General features: G+C 71.4%; 16 protein-coding genes. All 16 read left to right on the top strand.

Annotated features, from left to right (window positions below):
* Positions 1-67 precede the first annotated feature (67 nt).
* The 16 genes from OG241_RS03290 (at position 68) to OG241_RS03215 (ending at position 13,996) form a co-directional block, all read left to right on the top strand.
* Positions 68-1,201 carry an acyl-CoA dehydrogenase family protein gene (locus tag OG241_RS03290; RefSeq protein WP_405813548.1) on the top strand — a complete coding sequence of 378 codons (1,134 nt, stop codon included), beginning with the start codon at positions 68-70 and terminating at the stop codon, positions 1,199-1,201.
* Between the two features lie 78 nt (positions 1,202-1,279).
* Complete coding sequence (locus tag OG241_RS03285; protein ID WP_405813546.1) at positions 1,280-2,068, top strand: enoyl-CoA hydratase/isomerase family protein; 789 nt, start codon at positions 1,280-1,282, stop codon at positions 2,066-2,068.
* A complete protein-coding gene (locus tag OG241_RS03280; protein WP_405813545.1) occupies positions 2,053-2,430 on the top strand; it encodes a Zn-ribbon domain-containing OB-fold protein in 378 nt (125 codons plus the stop codon). The genes OG241_RS03285 and OG241_RS03280 overlap by 16 nt, the downstream gene beginning before the upstream one ends.
* Positions 2,427-3,575 carry a thiolase family protein gene (locus OG241_RS03275; protein ID WP_405813543.1) on the top strand — a complete coding sequence of 383 codons (1,149 nt, stop codon included), beginning with the start codon at positions 2,427-2,429 and terminating at the stop codon, positions 3,573-3,575. The genes OG241_RS03280 and OG241_RS03275 overlap by 4 nt, the downstream gene beginning before the upstream one ends.
* A gap of 42 nt (positions 3,576-3,617) precedes the next feature.
* Positions 3,618-4,829, top strand: coding sequence for an acyl-CoA dehydrogenase family protein (locus OG241_RS03270; RefSeq protein ID WP_405813541.1), 1,212 nt, complete (start codon positions 3,618-3,620; stop codon positions 4,827-4,829).
* The gene (locus OG241_RS03265; protein ID WP_405813540.1) at positions 4,826-5,812 is read left to right on the top strand and encodes a phosphotransferase family protein; all 987 of its coding nucleotides are present in this window, start codon (positions 4,826-4,828) and stop codon (positions 5,810-5,812) included. Before OG241_RS03270 ends, OG241_RS03265 begins: the two co-directional genes overlap by 4 nt.
* Before the next feature lie 13 nt (positions 5,813-5,825).
* Complete coding sequence (locus OG241_RS03260) at positions 5,826-7,040, top strand: acyl-CoA dehydrogenase family protein (RefSeq protein ID WP_405813539.1); 1,215 nt, start codon at positions 5,826-5,828, stop codon at positions 7,038-7,040.
* Entirely contained in the window at positions 7,037-7,813 is a 777-nt protein-coding gene (locus tag OG241_RS03255) for an SDR family oxidoreductase (protein ID WP_405813538.1), read from the top strand. Before OG241_RS03260 ends, OG241_RS03255 begins: the two co-directional genes overlap by 4 nt.
* Complete coding sequence (locus tag OG241_RS03250; protein WP_405813536.1) at positions 7,810-8,616, top strand: SDR family NAD(P)-dependent oxidoreductase; 807 nt, start codon at positions 7,810-7,812, stop codon at positions 8,614-8,616. The genes OG241_RS03255 and OG241_RS03250 overlap by 4 nt, the downstream gene beginning before the upstream one ends.
* Complete coding sequence (locus OG241_RS03245; RefSeq protein WP_405813534.1) at positions 8,613-9,467, top strand: enoyl-CoA hydratase/isomerase family protein; 855 nt, start codon at positions 8,613-8,615, stop codon at positions 9,465-9,467. The genes OG241_RS03250 and OG241_RS03245 overlap by 4 nt, the downstream gene beginning before the upstream one ends.
* Positions 9,468-9,532: 65 nt before the next feature.
* Complete coding sequence (locus OG241_RS03240) at positions 9,533-10,159, top strand: TetR/AcrR family transcriptional regulator (protein WP_006381532.1); 627 nt, start codon at positions 9,533-9,535, stop codon at positions 10,157-10,159.
* 110 nt (positions 10,160-10,269) lie between these two features.
* Positions 10,270-10,620, top strand: coding sequence for a nuclear transport factor 2 family protein (locus tag OG241_RS03235; RefSeq protein ID WP_405813533.1), 351 nt, complete (start codon positions 10,270-10,272; stop codon positions 10,618-10,620).
* Positions 10,617-10,997 (top strand): hypothetical protein, encoded by a 381-nt coding sequence (locus OG241_RS03230; protein ID WP_405813532.1) that lies wholly within the window; start codon positions 10,617-10,619, stop codon positions 10,995-10,997. Before OG241_RS03235 ends, OG241_RS03230 begins: the two co-directional genes overlap by 4 nt.
* A gap of 18 nt (positions 10,998-11,015) precedes the next feature.
* Entirely contained in the window at positions 11,016-11,336 is a 321-nt protein-coding gene (locus OG241_RS03225; protein WP_405813530.1) for an EthD family reductase, read from the top strand.
* A 63-nt stretch (positions 11,337-11,399) separates the two neighbouring features.
* Positions 11,400-12,932: a class I adenylate-forming enzyme family protein gene (locus OG241_RS03220; RefSeq protein ID WP_405813529.1), complete on the top strand. Its 1,533-nt coding sequence runs from the start codon at positions 11,400-11,402 to the stop codon at positions 12,930-12,932.
* Entirely contained in the window at positions 12,929-13,996 is a 1,068-nt protein-coding gene (locus OG241_RS03215; RefSeq protein WP_405813528.1) for an MBL fold metallo-hydrolase, read from the top strand. The genes OG241_RS03220 and OG241_RS03215 overlap by 4 nt, the downstream gene beginning before the upstream one ends.
* The last annotated feature ends 170 nt before the right edge of the window (positions 13,997-14,166 follow it).

Genomic DNA, 14,166 nt, shown 5'->3' with positions numbered 1-14,166 from the left:
GTCTGAAGGTTTGGAGGTCTGGCGGGCTGATGGTCCAGAAAACGCATTACGGCTGAAGGAGACTCGGATGTTCCGGCTCGACCCCGATCCGGCGCTGCTGCTGGAGAGTGACGAACAACGTCAACTGCGCGACATCCTGCGTCAGTTGCTGGCCGACACCTGCGGGCCCGAAGAGGTGCGCGCCCAGACGCGGAGCCCGCGTGGACACGACCGCCTGCTGTGGGACCGGCTCGCCGTCGAGGTCGGCGTGCACGGGCTCGCCGTGCCCGAGGAGTACGGCGGCGCCGGTGGCACCTTCGCCGACCTCGCCGTCGCCCTGGACGAGGCAGGGCGGGTGCTGTGCCCCGCACCGCTGCTGTCCACCGTCGTCCTCGCCGGGCACGCCCTGCTGGACAGCGGCGACCGGCGGGCCTGCGCACGCTGGCTGCCGGGCATCGTCTCCGGCGCGCTCACGGCCACGGTCGCCGGACTTCCGTGCCGGGCCGACGTGACCGCCGAGCGCGGTCCCGGCGGATGGGTGCTGCGCGGAGAGGCCGACTTCGTGCTCGACGGCGAGGGCGCCGACCTGCTGCTCGTCGCGGCCCGGGCGCCGGACGGGGAACGGCTGTTCGCCTGCGAGCCGGACGCCGCGACCGTCGACCGGGTCGCCCACCGCGTCCTGGATCCCACCCGCCGGCAGGCGCTGATCCGCTTCCGGGGGGCGTCCTGTGAACCGGTCGGCGAGGTCGGGCAGGCGTCGGGGATCGTCGGCGCGGTCCTCGACGCCGGGCGGGTGGCGCTGGCCGCCGAGCACGTCGGTGGCAGTGCGCACGCCCTGGACGCCGTACTCACGTATGTGTCTCACCGAACCCAGTTCGGCCGCGTGATCGGCTCGTTCCAGGCCGTCAAACACCGGCTGGCCGACCTGCTCGTAGAGGTCGAGGGCGCGCGGTCGGCGTCGGCGTACGCGAGCGCCTGCCTCGCCGGGCGGGCGGAGGAGACGCCGGTGGCGGCGAGCGTGGCAGCGGTGGTCTGCACCGGCGCCTACCGTCTGGCGACCGCCGAATACGTGCAGCTCCACGGCGGTATCGGCTTCACCTGGGAGCACCCGGCCCACCTGTACGTACGCCGGGCGCGGGCCGACGAGGCCCTGTTCGGCACCGCCGACGACCACCGGCTGCGGCTGGCCGGACTGCTCGGCCTCGGCGGCCGCTCCGGCTGATCGTCGGTCCCGGTCCATTGACAGGGCCAACCGCCGCACCCAGAATCGTACTGAATTCAGTTCAGGTTGGAGGAGCTCATGGCAGTCGAAGACGAGATCCAGTTCGAGCGCGACGGGCACGTGGCGCGGGTCTGGCTGAACCGGCCGCACAAGAAGAACTGCGTGACGGTGCCGATCCTCGAGCGGCTCGACGAGATCATCACCGAGGTCGACGCGGACCCGGAACTGCGCGTGCTGATCCTGCGCGGGCGCGGCAACACCTTCTGTTCCGGGTTCGACCTGGACAGCCTCCAGGCGGACTTCGTCGGCCGGTCCAACGCCATCGACGTCGCCGTACTGTCGGCGAAGGTGTGCGACCGGCTCTACTCGATGAGGACGCCGTCGATCGCCGTCCTCGAAGGCCATGTCACCGCGGGTGGCTTCGAGTTGATGATCTCCTGTGACTTCGCGATCGCCGCGGACGACGCACTGATCGGCGACTTCCACATCCGCCGGGCGCTGTTCGGTGGCGCCGGCCCCATCTACCGCGTGCCGCGGATGATCGGCGTCCGCAAGACCAAGGAGCTCATGCTCACCGGCAAGCTGCTCAGTGGGGTCGAGGCCGCCGAGTTCGGCCTCATCAATTCCTCGGCGCCCGCGGACAAGCTGGACGCGACGGTCGAGGAGTTCGCCGACCAGCTCATCGACAAGAGCCCGTTCACCATGTGGATCACCAAGATGACCATCGACCGCAGTCTCGACGCAGACATCCAGTCCCTGATGGTCATGGAGCACCTCGCGGTCGGTGTGATGCTCAACTCCGAGGACGCGGCGGAGGGCGTCGCGGCCTTCCTGGAGAAGCGGGAGCCGCAGTGGAAGGGCCGCTGAGCGGCGCGGCGCACGCCATCGGCCGACTGCACGGCTCGCGGTGCGCCGGGTGCGCGGTGGCCGTGTACCCGGCGGACCCGGCGTGTCCGCGCTGCGGGGGCCCGGCCGACCCGGCCGTCCTCTCGGACACGGGCATGCTGTGGACGTGGACCGTGCAGCGGTATGCGCCCAAGTCGCCGCCGTACGCCGCACCTGACACCGGGTTCGAGCCGTTCGCTGTCGGATACGTCGAACTCGCTGACGGGGTAAGGGTGTTGGCCGTTCTTGACGTATCGCCGGACGATGTCACCATCGGCATGGCGCTGCGGGTCGGGGCGGCGGACGGCGTCCCCAGGGCCGTTGCCGCGGGAGCCCTCGCATGAGTGCTGACGACGTCATGATCTGCGGCGCGGGGATCACCTCCTTCGCCCGTACGGAGGCCGGCGGCAGGCAGCTCGCCGTGCGGGCCGTTCGGGCGGCTCTCGCCGACGCCGGGCTTCCGTGGTCGCGCGTCCGAGCCGCCTACGGCGGCAGCGACTCGGCCGGGAACGCCGACACCCTCGTGGCCGAACTCGGTCTGACAGGCGTGCCGTTCGTCAACGTACGCAACGGCTGCGCGACCGGAGGCAGCGCCCTCGTCTCGGCCGTCAACGCCATTCGGGCCGGCGCGGCGGACGTCGCCCTCGCCGTCGGGTTCGACAAGCACCCACGGGGTGCCTTCGATCCCCGGCCGGCCGACTGGGGGCTCGACGAGGCCTACGGCCGTGACGGACTCATGGTCACCACCCAGTTCTTCGCCATGAAGATCCAGCGCTACATGCACGACCACGCGATCAGCGCCCGTACCCTCGCGCTGGTCGCCGAGAAGGCGTACGCGAACGGGGTGCGCAACCCCCACGCCTGGCGTCGTGAACCGCTCGACGCGGCCGAGATCCTGGGGTCGGGCATGGTCAACGACCCGCTGACCCGGTACATGTTCTGCTCGCCGGGACAGGGCGCGGTCGCCCTGGTCCTGTGCAGCCGAGCGGTCGCCAGGGAACTGGGCGGAGCCACGGTCGCGCTGCGGGCCGCCGTTGTGCGGACCCGCGGATTCGGTTCGTTCGAGGTGTTCAGCCCCTGGGCGCCGCCCGGCACACCGAGCAGCGTCAGCACGGATGCCGCCCGACTGGCCTTCGAGCAGGCCGGGTTGGGGCCCGGTGACATCGATGTGTGCCAGCTGCAGGACACCGAGAGCGGCGCCGAGGTGATGCACATGGCGGAGTGCGGGTTCTGCGAGCACGGCGAGCAGGAGCGCCTCATCGCCTCCGGCGCCACCGCGATAGGCGGCACGCTGCCGGTCAACACCGACGGCGGCTGCATCGCCAACGGCGAGCCCATCGGTGCCTCCGGACTGCGCCAGGTCCACGAGATCGTCCAGCAATTGCGCGGAAGAGCGGGCGAACGACAGGTGCCCGGCGGCCCGTCGAGCGGCTTCACCCAGGTGTACGGCGCACCGGGCGTCAGCGCCTGCACCGTGCTGACCCGCTGAGCCGCCAAGGCGCCCCGCGGCAGGAACGAAGGGAGGAGAACCATGAGTGACATCCCCGGCCCCGAGGAGTTCAGGGCCGAGGCCCGACGCTGGCTGACCGGCGTGGCGAAGACCCGCGCCGCCCGTCAGGAGTGGGGCCGCGGCGACGACTCGGTGGCCGTCTTCGAGAACCGCACCGAGGCCGAGGAACGTGAGCACACCGACCGCACACGGGAGTGGGAACACACCCGGTACGACCAGGGGTGGGGTGCGCTCGACTGGCCGAAGGAGTACGGCGGCCGTGAACTGCCTGCCCACTACGAGCAGTTGTACCGTGCGGAGGAGGCCGCCTTCGACGTCCCCCGGCGCACCGAGATCTTCCCGGTCACCCAGCAGCTCGTCGCCCCCGCGATCCGCGTCTGGGGGACGGCGGAGCAGAAGCGGCGGTGGCTGCGCCCCATGCTGCGCACCGACGAACTCGCCTGCCAGCTCTTCTCCGAGACGGAGGCGGGCTCGGACCTGGCCGCCGTCCGGACCCGGGCCGTGCCGGACGGCGACGGTTGGATGCTGCGCGGCCACAAGGTCTGGACGTCCGGCGCACAGGTCGCCACCTGGGGCGTCGCCGTGTGCCGCACCAACCCGGGCGTGCCCAAGCACGCGGGTATCACGGTCTTCCTGGTCCGGATGGACGCGCCGGGGGTGACCGTACGTCCCATCCGCCAGATGACCGGCGGCTCCAGCTTCAACGAGGTCTACCTGGACGACGTGTTCGTCCCCGACGCAGACCGGCTCGGCCCCGTCGGCGAGGGCTGGCGGGTCACCCTCACCGTGCTCGCCGCCGAACGCCTCGACTCCGGCGGACTCGGCCTGGGCAACGCGGACCGCGCCCTCGACCTAGCCCGGCACCTGCCCCGACCGCTCACCGGCGGCGAACGGCAGCAGGCGGCCGACCTGTTCGTCCGTGCCCTGGTCCAGCGGCTCATCGGCCTGCGCGTCTCGGCGGCCCTGGTCGCCGGGCGTGAACCGGGCGCTGAGGCCTCGGTCGGCAAACTCCACGCCACCGCGACCATGCGCGCCACCACCGATCTGGTCCAGCAGCTCCTCGGGCCGCGGCTCGCCGCCGACACGGGGGAGTGGGGCACCTTCGCCTGGACGGAACACCTGCTCGGCGCCCCCGGCTACCGCATCGCCGGTGGCAGCGACGAGATCCAGCGCACCATTCTGGCGGAACGCGTACTCGGGCTGCCCAAAGAGCCGAAAGGAGCGGGGAGTTGAGCACCACGACCGAGGTGACGGAACTCGCCGCACGGGTCCGCGCGCACCTCGCCGACCGACACCCGGGCGAACCCTTCGGGGACCTGCGCACCCTGCCCGGAGGACACTCCGGACTCACGTACGCCATCACGGCGGGGACCACCTCGTACGTGGTGAAGGCGGTACCGCCCGGGCAGCGTCCCGTCGGTCGCAACGACGTGCTCCGGCAGGCCCGGATCCTGCGCGTTCTCGCCGGATCACCGGTGCCCGTGCCGCGGGTGAGCGCCGTCGACGAACGCGAACCCGCCTGGTTCGCCATGGAGTTCGTCGCGGGCGAGGCCGTCGAGCCGGTCCTCGACGAGCACCGGATCCATCCCCGGCTGTGCCGCACGCGGATGCTGGCGCTGGCCGACGTACTGCGAGACCTGCACGGAACGGGAGCGGTGACGTCCGGGGCGCCGGCGTCCGAACCGCTGCTGGAACCGGACGGTGAACTGGCGCGCTGGGCCCGCACCATGCGAGCCGTACCATCCGAACTCCGCTACGGAGCCGAGGAGTTGCTCGACCTGCTGGCAGCCCGCGTCCCGACGGCCGTGCCGCCCGTGCTGACCCACGGGGACTTCCGGCTCGGCAACGTCCTGTGCCGGGGCGAGCGGCCGGCCGCCGTCATCGACTGGGAGATCTGGACCCAGGGGGACCCCCGCGGCGACCTCGCCTGGTTCCTGCTCTTCGCCGACCACCGCAACTTCCCCCGGCTCGGGCGCCCGGTGCCGGGCCTGCCGGGCGAGGGTGAACTGCTCGCCGCGTACCTCGACGGCCGCCCCGAACCTCCCGACCTCGACTGGTTCCGTGCCCTGGCCCGCACCAAGATGGCCGCGATCATGGGCCACAACCTGCGCAGACACCGCGAGGGCAAGCACCACGACCCCGACCAGGAACGGCTGCCGCCGACCATCGCGGCCATGATCCGCTCGGCGCGCGACATCGTCGCCCGCAGGCCCTGAAGGAGCGCCACTCATGGATTTCGGACTCTCCCCGAAGGCCGAAGAACTCCGCACCCGGATGGCCGCGTTCATGGAGGAGTACGTCCTGCCCGCCGAAGCCGTGTACGACCGGCAGCTGGCCGAGGCCGACGACCCCCATGAACTCCCGGCGATCATGCGGGAGTTGAAGGAGAAGGCGCGCGCCGAAGGGCTCTGGAACCTCTTCCTCGCGCACGGCGACCGAGGCGCCGGCCTCACCAACCTCGAATACGCTCCCCTCGCCGAACTGGCCGGACGGTCGGTGATCGGCCCCGAGGTGTTCAACTGCTCCGCCCCCGACACCGGCAACATGGAACTGCTCGCGCTCTTCGGAACTCCCGAGCAGCAGGACCGCTGGCTACGGCCCCTGCTGGCCGCCGAGATCCGCTCCTGCTTCGCGATGACCGAACCGGAGGTCGCGAGCTCCGACGCGCGCAACATCCGCACCCGGATCACCCGGGACGGCGACGAGTACGTCGTGAGCGGCCGCAAGTGGTACACCTCCGGCATCCTCGACCCCGACTGCCGACTGATCATCCTGATGGGCGTCACCGACCCCGACGCCCCCACCTACCGGCAGCAGAGCATGCTGCTGATCCCCCGGGACACCCCCGGCATCACCGTCCTGCGCGACCTGCCGATGTTCGGCTACACCGACCGCTGCGGCCATGGCGACGTGCTCTTCGAGGACGTACGCGTGCCGGTGTCCGCCGTGCTGGGCGGCGAAGGGGACGGATTCGCCCTGGCACAGGGACGGTTGGGGCCCGGACGCATGCACTACGCCATGCGAGCCGTCGGATTCGCCGAGCGCGCACTGGAGTTGATGTGCCGCCGCACCCTCACCCGCACCGCCTTCGGGGGCGCGCTCGCGGAGCAGGGGGTCGTGCGGGAGTGGATCGCGCGCAGCCGTATCGAGATCGAGCAACTGCGGCTGCTCGTCCTCAAGTCGGCCTGGCTGATGGACACCCAGGGCAACTCGGCCGCCCGTACCGAGGTCGCCGCCATCAAGGTGGCCGCGCTGGAGGTCGCCCACCGGGTGGTCGACCGCGCCGTCCAGGCGCACGGCGCGGCCGGGGTCAGCGACGACACCGTACTGGCGCGGCTGTACGCCATCACCCGGGCACTGCGGATCGCGGACGGCCCCGACGAGGTCCACCTACGGACGGTCGCACGACGCGAACTGGCCAAGTATCCGGAGGAGTCGGTGTGAACGAACAGGTACTGAGCGGCCGGGTCGCCGTGATCACCGGCGGCTCCCGGGGCATCGGCCTCGGGATCGCCAAGGCGTACCGGCAGGCGGGCGCCCATGTGGTGATCGCGGCCCGCAAACCCGACGGACTCGCCTCGGCACGTGCGGAGTTGCTGCGCGTCAAGGGCGACGGCGAGGTCCACGAAACAGTCGCCAACGCGGGCGAGCCGTCCGACGCCGAACGGTGCGTCGAGGAGACCATGGCCCGCCTCGGACGCCTCGACATCATGGTCAACAACGCGGCCACCAACCCCTATATGGGCGACCTCATCGACCTCGACCTGCCACGCGCGGAGAAGACGGTACGGGTCAACCAGTTCGGGATGCTCGCCTGGACCCGCTGCGCATGGCGGGCCTGGATGGCGGAGCACGGGGGAGCGGTCGTCAACATCGCCTCCGTCGGCGGACTGGTCGTCGACCCGCACATCGGCTGGTACAACGCGACCAAGGCGGCCATGCTGCACATGACCAGGCAACTCGCCTACGAACTCGGCCCGAGGGCACGGGTGAACGCGATCGCGCCCGGACTGATCAAGACCGAGCTGGCCCGGGCCGTCTGGGAACCGCGAGAGCCCATCCTGACCGCGAAGCTGCCCCTGCGCAGGCTCGGGACCGTGGAGGACGTGGCGCACGCGGCCCTCTTCCTGGCGTCCGACGCCTCGTCCTGGATGACGGGGCAGACGCTGGTCCTGGACGGCGGAGCGACAGCGCTGCCGATCGGGGTGGACGGATGAGCCCCGTGGCAGGACCGGCGGTGCACCCGGTGACGGACCTGTTCTCGCTGCGGGGTCGGACGACCGTCGTCACCGGGGCGTCCTCCGGTCTCGGAGCGCGGTTCGCCACCGTGCTCGCCTCGGCCGGTGCCACCGTGTTCGCCGCCGCCCGGAGGCTGGAGAAGCTGAAGGGACTCGCCGACACCGACCCACGGATCCACCCCGTCGTCTGTGATGTCTCGCGGGAGGAGGACCGGCTGCGGCTGATCGCGACCGCACTCGACGAGAGCGGCCGGATCGACGTGCTCGTCAACAACGCCGGCGTGCCCGGAGCCGTACGCGCCGAGGAGGAGAACGCCCAGGACTTCGCCGACGTACTGGCCGTGAACCTGGTCGCGCCCTTCCACCTCGCCCGGCTCATGGCGGAGGCGCCGACGCCGGCTTCGGAGTCCTCATCCGGTCGTACGAGATCGGTCGTCAACGTGTCGTCCGTCCTCGGGCTGGTCTCCGGCGCCCCGCTGGGCGGCGCGGCCTACGCCGCGTCCAAGGCCGGCCTGGTCGGGCTGACCCGCGAACTGGCCGGACAGTGGGGGCCGTTGGGGGTGCGGGTCAACGCTCTCGCCCCCGGCTGGTTCCACTCGGAGATGACCGAGGGGCTCTTCTCCGACGAGCGCTCCCGGCGCTGGGTCGAACGCGGCACGATGCTGGCGCGCGGCGGTGAGCGGGGGGAGCTGGACGGGGCGCTGCTCTTCCTGGCCTCGGACGCGTCCTCGTACTGCACCGGGCACGTGCTCACGGTGGACGGCGGGTGGACAGCGCGATGAGGGTCACCGTGGAGGTCGACGGCGACGGGCTGGCACGGGTCGAGATGTGCCGGGGTGCGGGCAACGCGATCGATCTGGCGATGGCCCGGGGGCTCCTGGACGCCGCCCGGGAGTGCGAGAAGGCGCGGGCGCGGGCCGTGCTGCTGACCGGACGGGGCCGGTCCTTCTGCGTCGGCGGCGACCTCAAGGAGTTCGCCGCGCTGTCCGGGGAGGAGTTGGCAGCACATCTCGCCGAGGTCACCGACGCACTCCACGGAGCACTGCGCATCCTCGCCGGGCTGGACGCCCCGCTCGTGGCCGCCGTCCAGGGGGCGGTCGCGGGAGCGGGGCTCGGGCTCGCGACGGCGGCGGACGTGAGTGTCGCGGCGAGCGACGCCCGCTTCACGGCCGCGTACACCGCGATCGGCTACACGCCGGACGCCGGGACCAGCTGGTCGCTGCCCCGGCTCGTCGGACCCCGGCGAGCCATGGATCTGCTGCTGACCAACCGGCGGGTACCGGCCCCGGAGGCGCTGGAGATGGGGCTGGTGAGCAGGGTCGTCGAACTGGAACGGTTGTACGAGGAGGCAGTGGAGGTGGCGGGTGCGCTGGCGCGCGGCGCCACGGAGGCGTACGGCGCGAGCCGACGCCTGGTCGACGGGGCGTTGTCGGTGGGCCTCGGCGAACACCTCGATGCGGAGGCCCGCCGGCTGGTCGCCGCCGCGGTGTCCGCGGAGGGCCGGGAAGGCGTGGCGGCGTTCCTCGCCGGGCGCCGGCCCGACTTCGGACGCCGCGACCGTGCGCGGTCGGACCCCGCTCGGGCGGACGGCGAACCCGGGACCCGGTCGGTCTTCGAGTCGAAACCGACTTGAACTTGGGTCTACTCTCGGACGACCGGACGGTGATCGGTACCGTCGGTGGAGCAGAGGGAGAGACGATGGCAAGGGCGCGGATCGTGGATCCGGAGGAGGGGCCCAGGTCGAAGCGTGGCGCGATCCTCGTGGCCGCCGTGGAGCGGTTCGGCGAGGACGGCTACGAGAACACCAAGTGGTCGGAGGTGGCGGACCGGGTCGGCATCGGGCAGACCGCGCTCTACCACTACTTCGAGTCCAAGGCCCACTGTCTGCTCACCATCATGCGCCTGGAGCTTCAGCGCTCCCACGACATGTTCGTCGAGGTGACGTCCGGAGAGACGGAGCCCGTGGAGGAACTGCGCGCGGCCGTACGCTCCGCCTTCGCGGTGACCGACCACGAGATCCGCCAGATGCGCATCCTGCAGGCCAACATGTCCCTGCTCGCCACCCCGCGGAAGTCCAAGCGCGAGGAGACCGAGCGCGTCGCGGCCCGTCAGCTGGTCCAGATGGTCGAGCGGGACTGGACGAGCCTGCTGATGCGCGGCATGGCCAAGGGTTCCTTCCCGGTCCGGGACGCGCACACCCTCGGTCTCGGTGTCCTCGGCATGATCGTGAGTGTCTGGCGCTGGTACCGCCCGACCGGCGCGATTCCGCTGCCGGAGATCAGCGAGATGATCGAGGGGTGTGTGGTGCGGATGGTCGCGGAATAATCCTTCGGTCCTGTCGGCGCCCCGCCTCTTGTCGGAGGCGGGACGCTGTCTTACAGTCAAACTGAACTGAACTCAGGTTGTTTCATGGAGCTGAGGGAGAGCGATCAGTGATGGTGCTTCGCGAATACATGGCCAGAATGGACGGCCAGGACCCGGACAAAGCCCTCGAACTCCTGGAGCCGGACTTCCGGTTCCTCATCGCCCTTCCCAGCGGCCAGCAGTCCGGCACCTCCCGTGCGGACTTCGCCGAGTACATCGCGGGCCGCGCCGCGGTGGACCGTACGCATGAGATCACGCGGTACGCGGTCGACGGCGACGTCGAGACGGCGTACGGCTTCGTCGTCGAGAAGGGCGTGGCCGTAGGTGCGTTCCTGTCCGCCGTCCGGGTCTCGCCGGACGGGCTGATGGCGCGCTACCAGTCGTTCTTCACCACCGACTTCGACCTGGTGGACCGGCCGTGACCGCCCCGGCCACGCCCGCCGCGTCGTTCCTGACCACCTGGTTCGGCATCCTGGACAGCGACGACGCCAACCGGATCCTCGATCTGATCGGCGACGACTTCGCCTTCTCCATCCTGTTCTCCACCGGCGGCGACACGGGCACCGACTTCCACGGCGGCCGGGCCGAGATGGAGGGCTATCTCGCCCAGCGCGAGACGGGTGTCCGTACCCACCACCTGCTCACCGCGTCGACCGTCGGCCGAGACGAGCTGTACCTCGGTGAGGTACGCAGGTCGGGAGTGCCGGAGGCGACCTTCGTGGCCTCGGCGCGGCTCGACGAAGACGGCAGAGTGCGGCGCCTGATGATCGGACGCTCGCCCGCGGTCCTGTTCACCTGACTCACCCGAGGAGGACGGATGTACAACCTCGTACTGCTGGCGGCCCGGCCGCCCGAGTGGACCCACGAGCGGTTCATCGCCTGGTGGCGCGGCGAACACGCCGAACTCACCTACCGGCTGCCCGGACTCAGATCCTGGCGGCACACCGACATCGACGCGGCCCTCGAACCGCGCTCGGAGGGCTGGGACGGCCTCTCCGTCCTGAGCTTCGACACCGCCGACGATCTGCGCAAGGCGCTCCGCAGCCCGGAGTGGGCGGCGGCCGTCGCGCAGGTCGGAGACATGCGCGGCCGCCGGATCGCCGTCATGGGCGGCGAGGCGGAGCTGTACACGGGCTGAGCCCGGTGTGCACGGGCGGGCCGAAACGGTGCTTCACCCCTTCGCGAAGAGGCGAGGAAGCGGATGCGACAGACAGTGCGGGAGTTCTACGACCGGGCCCAGCGGGCCGACTTCACAGCGGTCGTCGACGACCAGGGCCGGCACGGCGCCCGTGACCTGCTCCAGCGTGCGGCCGATCTGGCCGAGACGATCACCCCGGACTGGACGCCGGGCGGCACGGTGCTCCTCCAGGCCGACAACTCTTGGCGCACCGTCGCCACGACCCTCGCCGTCGGACTGACCGGCGGTGTCCTGGCACTGGTCAACCGGCACACGACCGCTGCCGAGTTCGAGGCCGCCATGGAGGACATCAGGCCGGACGTCGTGATCGCCGAACCGTCGGCGACGGCGGAATGGGACGTCGGCCGGGCCCTGCCGGACGCGCGGACGGCCGAGGGCCTCGACGGCTGGACGGTACGAGCCGGCAACGGTCCGCACGATGTCTCCCGCTGGTCCGGCGGCGCCCTCATCGGACTCACGTCCGGCTCCACCGGACGGCCCAAGGGCGTCGTCCAGTCCGAGGACTCCCTGCGGTACGCGTGCTCCCGCACGGTCGACGTCAACGGTCTGCACGACGGCGACGCGGTGGCCGCCGTGGTCCCGCTCTCCTCGACCGCCGCCTACTGCTTCGGGGTCTGCCTGGCGCTCATGCTGGGCGGACCGCTCGTACTGACCGGCCGATGGGACCGCGAGGAGGCACTCGCGCGGATGGCCGGCCACGACGTCAGGTGGACCATGTGCGTACCGACCATGGCCCTCCAGCTGGGCGCGGCCGCAGCCGGCTCGAAGGCCCTAGGCGGGGTCCGTTCGATGACCGTCGGCGGCGGCCCCATGGACCGAGGTGCCCTCGCCCGCGCCGAACGCTCCCTGGGGACCAGAATCCTGCGCGTCTTCGGCATGTCCGAATGCCTCGGCCACACCTCGCCCCGGCCCGACGACCCCGAGGAGATCCGCCTGGGTTGTGACGGACGGCCCTTCCCCGGCACCGACCTCAGGGCGGTCGCGGCCGACGGCACCGTCCTCGGACCGGGCGTGACCGGGCGCGCCCAGGTGCGCGGCCCGTCCCTCTTCCTCGGCTACGCCCGCGACGGCAGGACCGAGCCGCCGGCCCTCACCCCGGACGGGTACTTCCCGACCGGCGACCTGCTGACGACCGGCGAGGACGGCACGGTGACCGTCATGGGCCGGGAGAAGGACGTCATCATCCGTGGCGGACGCAATCTCGACGTCACCGAGATCGAACGCGCCGTCGCCACTCACCCGGCGGTGGCCCGCGTCTGCGTGACCCCCGTCCCGGACCCCCTCCTCGGCGAACGTGCCGCCGTACTCCTCGTGCCCGAGGACGGCAGCGGCGAACTCGGCCTCGACGAACTCCGTGAACACCTCGCCAGGACCGGCCTGTCCAAGGCCAAATGGCCCGAATTCGCCTTCACCGTGAGCGAGTTGCCGCAGACCACCGTGGGCAAGCTCGACCGCTCGGGAGCACGTGGCCTCGCCCGCCGACTGCACGCGCGGATACCGGCATCCCATGACCAGCACCGCCAAGGAGACGCATGACCACCCCCACGCCTCCCACCCCCACGCCTCCCGGCCCCCGCTTCGACCGCGGACGGTGGGCGGAAGGCGGACCCGAGACCGTACGGCCCGGCGTCCACCGCATTCCGCTCCCGTTGCCGGACGACGGACTGCGAGCCGTCAACGTCTACGCCCTGGAAGGGCTGACGGAAGGGCTGGTCCTGATCGACGGAGGCTGGTCGATCCCTGAGTCCCGCAAGGCACTTGAGGACGCCCTGACCGGCCTTGGCCACGACCTGGGCGAGATCAGCCACATCCTGGTCACCCACATCCACCGCGACCACTACACCCAGGCCGTCGAACTGCGCAGGCTGTTCGGCTCCCGTGTCTACCTCGGCGCGGGCGAACAGCGCGGGCTGGAGCTGCTCGGGGAGCTGCGCTCGGACCAGCCGTACGGTTCGCTGCGAACGCTGCGCCGCGCCGGGGCCCACGAACTCGCCGACCGGGTCGAGGCGATGGACCACGGAGGCTTCGACCCCAGCGTGTGGGAGCCCCCGGACCGCTGGCTGCGGGAAGAGGAACTCCCCTTCGGGGAAGCGGCGTTGACGGTGATTCCGACGCCCGGCCACACCCGGGGTCATGTCGTCTACCTGGACCGGGCCCGGGGGCTGCTGTTCTCCGGCGACCACGTCCTGCCGCACATCACCCCGTCCATCGGGTTCGAACTCGGCGGCGCCGACCTGCCGTTGGGCGACTACCTGGACTCGCTGCGCCGGATGACCACGCTCACCGACGCGCGACTGATGCCCGCGCACGGTCCGGCCGGTGGCAGCGTGCACACGCGCACCGAGGAGCTCCTGGCCCACCACGACGACCGGCTCACCGAGACGCTGACCGTACTCGGCGACCGGACGCGCAACGCGTTCGATGTGGCGGGGGAGTTGGGATGGACCCGGCGCAGGCTGCCCTTCACGGACCTGAACGCCTTCAACCAGATGCTCGCCGTCAACGAGACCGCGGCGCACCTGGACGTACTGGTGGCCCGCGGCCGGGCCGGCCGCACACTGGCCGACGGCGTCAACTGGTACGCGGCCATGCCTGTTTGACACCGGCCGGCACCCTCCAGGCCGTCCGCCGCACCCATCCATCACCGGCCGTACCTTTCCAGCCCAGGCCCGCACCTCCAGCCCGTCCGGCGTTTGAGGACGAGGCCCCTTCAGGGCCGACAGCGGGGTCTGGGGGCGCAGCCCCCAGGTACAGGATGGGACGGGTAGGG

Origin of the sequence: Streptomyces sp. NBC_01390 (genome assembly GCF_045040105.1) — a bacterium.
GTDB lineage: Bacteria > Actinomycetota > Actinomycetes > Streptomycetales > Streptomycetaceae > Streptomyces.
This window is presented reverse-complemented; position numbering and strand designations above follow the sequence as displayed.

What these genes read in the sequence shown, in the direction of transcription:
- OG241_RS03290 (WP_405813548.1), top strand. Translation starts at nt 68, where the DNA reads ATGTTCCGGCTCGACCCCGATCCGGCGCTGCTGCTGGAGAGTGACGAA.
- OG241_RS03285 (WP_405813546.1), top strand. Translation starts at nt 1,280, where the DNA reads ATGGCAGTCGAAGACGAGATCCAGTTCGAGCGCGACGGGCACGTGGCG.
- OG241_RS03275 (WP_405813543.1), top strand. Translation starts at nt 2,427, where the DNA reads ATGAGTGCTGACGACGTCATGATCTGCGGCGCGGGGATCACCTCCTTC.
- OG241_RS03270 (WP_405813541.1), top strand. Translation starts at nt 3,618, where the DNA reads ATGAGTGACATCCCCGGCCCCGAGGAGTTCAGGGCCGAGGCCCGACGC.
- OG241_RS03260 (WP_405813539.1), top strand. Translation starts at nt 5,826, where the DNA reads ATGGATTTCGGACTCTCCCCGAAGGCCGAAGAACTCCGCACCCGGATG.
- OG241_RS03250 (WP_405813536.1), top strand. Translation starts at nt 7,810, where the DNA reads ATGAGCCCCGTGGCAGGACCGGCGGTGCACCCGGTGACGGACCTGTTC.
- OG241_RS03245 (WP_405813534.1), top strand. Translation starts at nt 8,613, where the DNA reads ATGAGGGTCACCGTGGAGGTCGACGGCGACGGGCTGGCACGGGTCGAG.
- OG241_RS03240 (WP_006381532.1), top strand. Translation starts at nt 9,533, where the DNA reads ATGGCAAGGGCGCGGATCGTGGATCCGGAGGAGGGGCCCAGGTCGAAG.
- OG241_RS03235 (WP_405813533.1), top strand. Translation starts at nt 10,270, where the DNA reads ATGGTGCTTCGCGAATACATGGCCAGAATGGACGGCCAGGACCCGGAC.
- OG241_RS03225 (WP_405813530.1), top strand. Translation starts at nt 11,016, where the DNA reads ATGTACAACCTCGTACTGCTGGCGGCCCGGCCGCCCGAGTGGACCCAC.
- OG241_RS03220 (WP_405813529.1), top strand. Translation starts at nt 11,400, where the DNA reads ATGCGACAGACAGTGCGGGAGTTCTACGACCGGGCCCAGCGGGCCGAC.
- OG241_RS03215 (WP_405813528.1), top strand. Translation starts at nt 12,929, where the DNA reads ATGACCACCCCCACGCCTCCCACCCCCACGCCTCCCGGCCCCCGCTTC.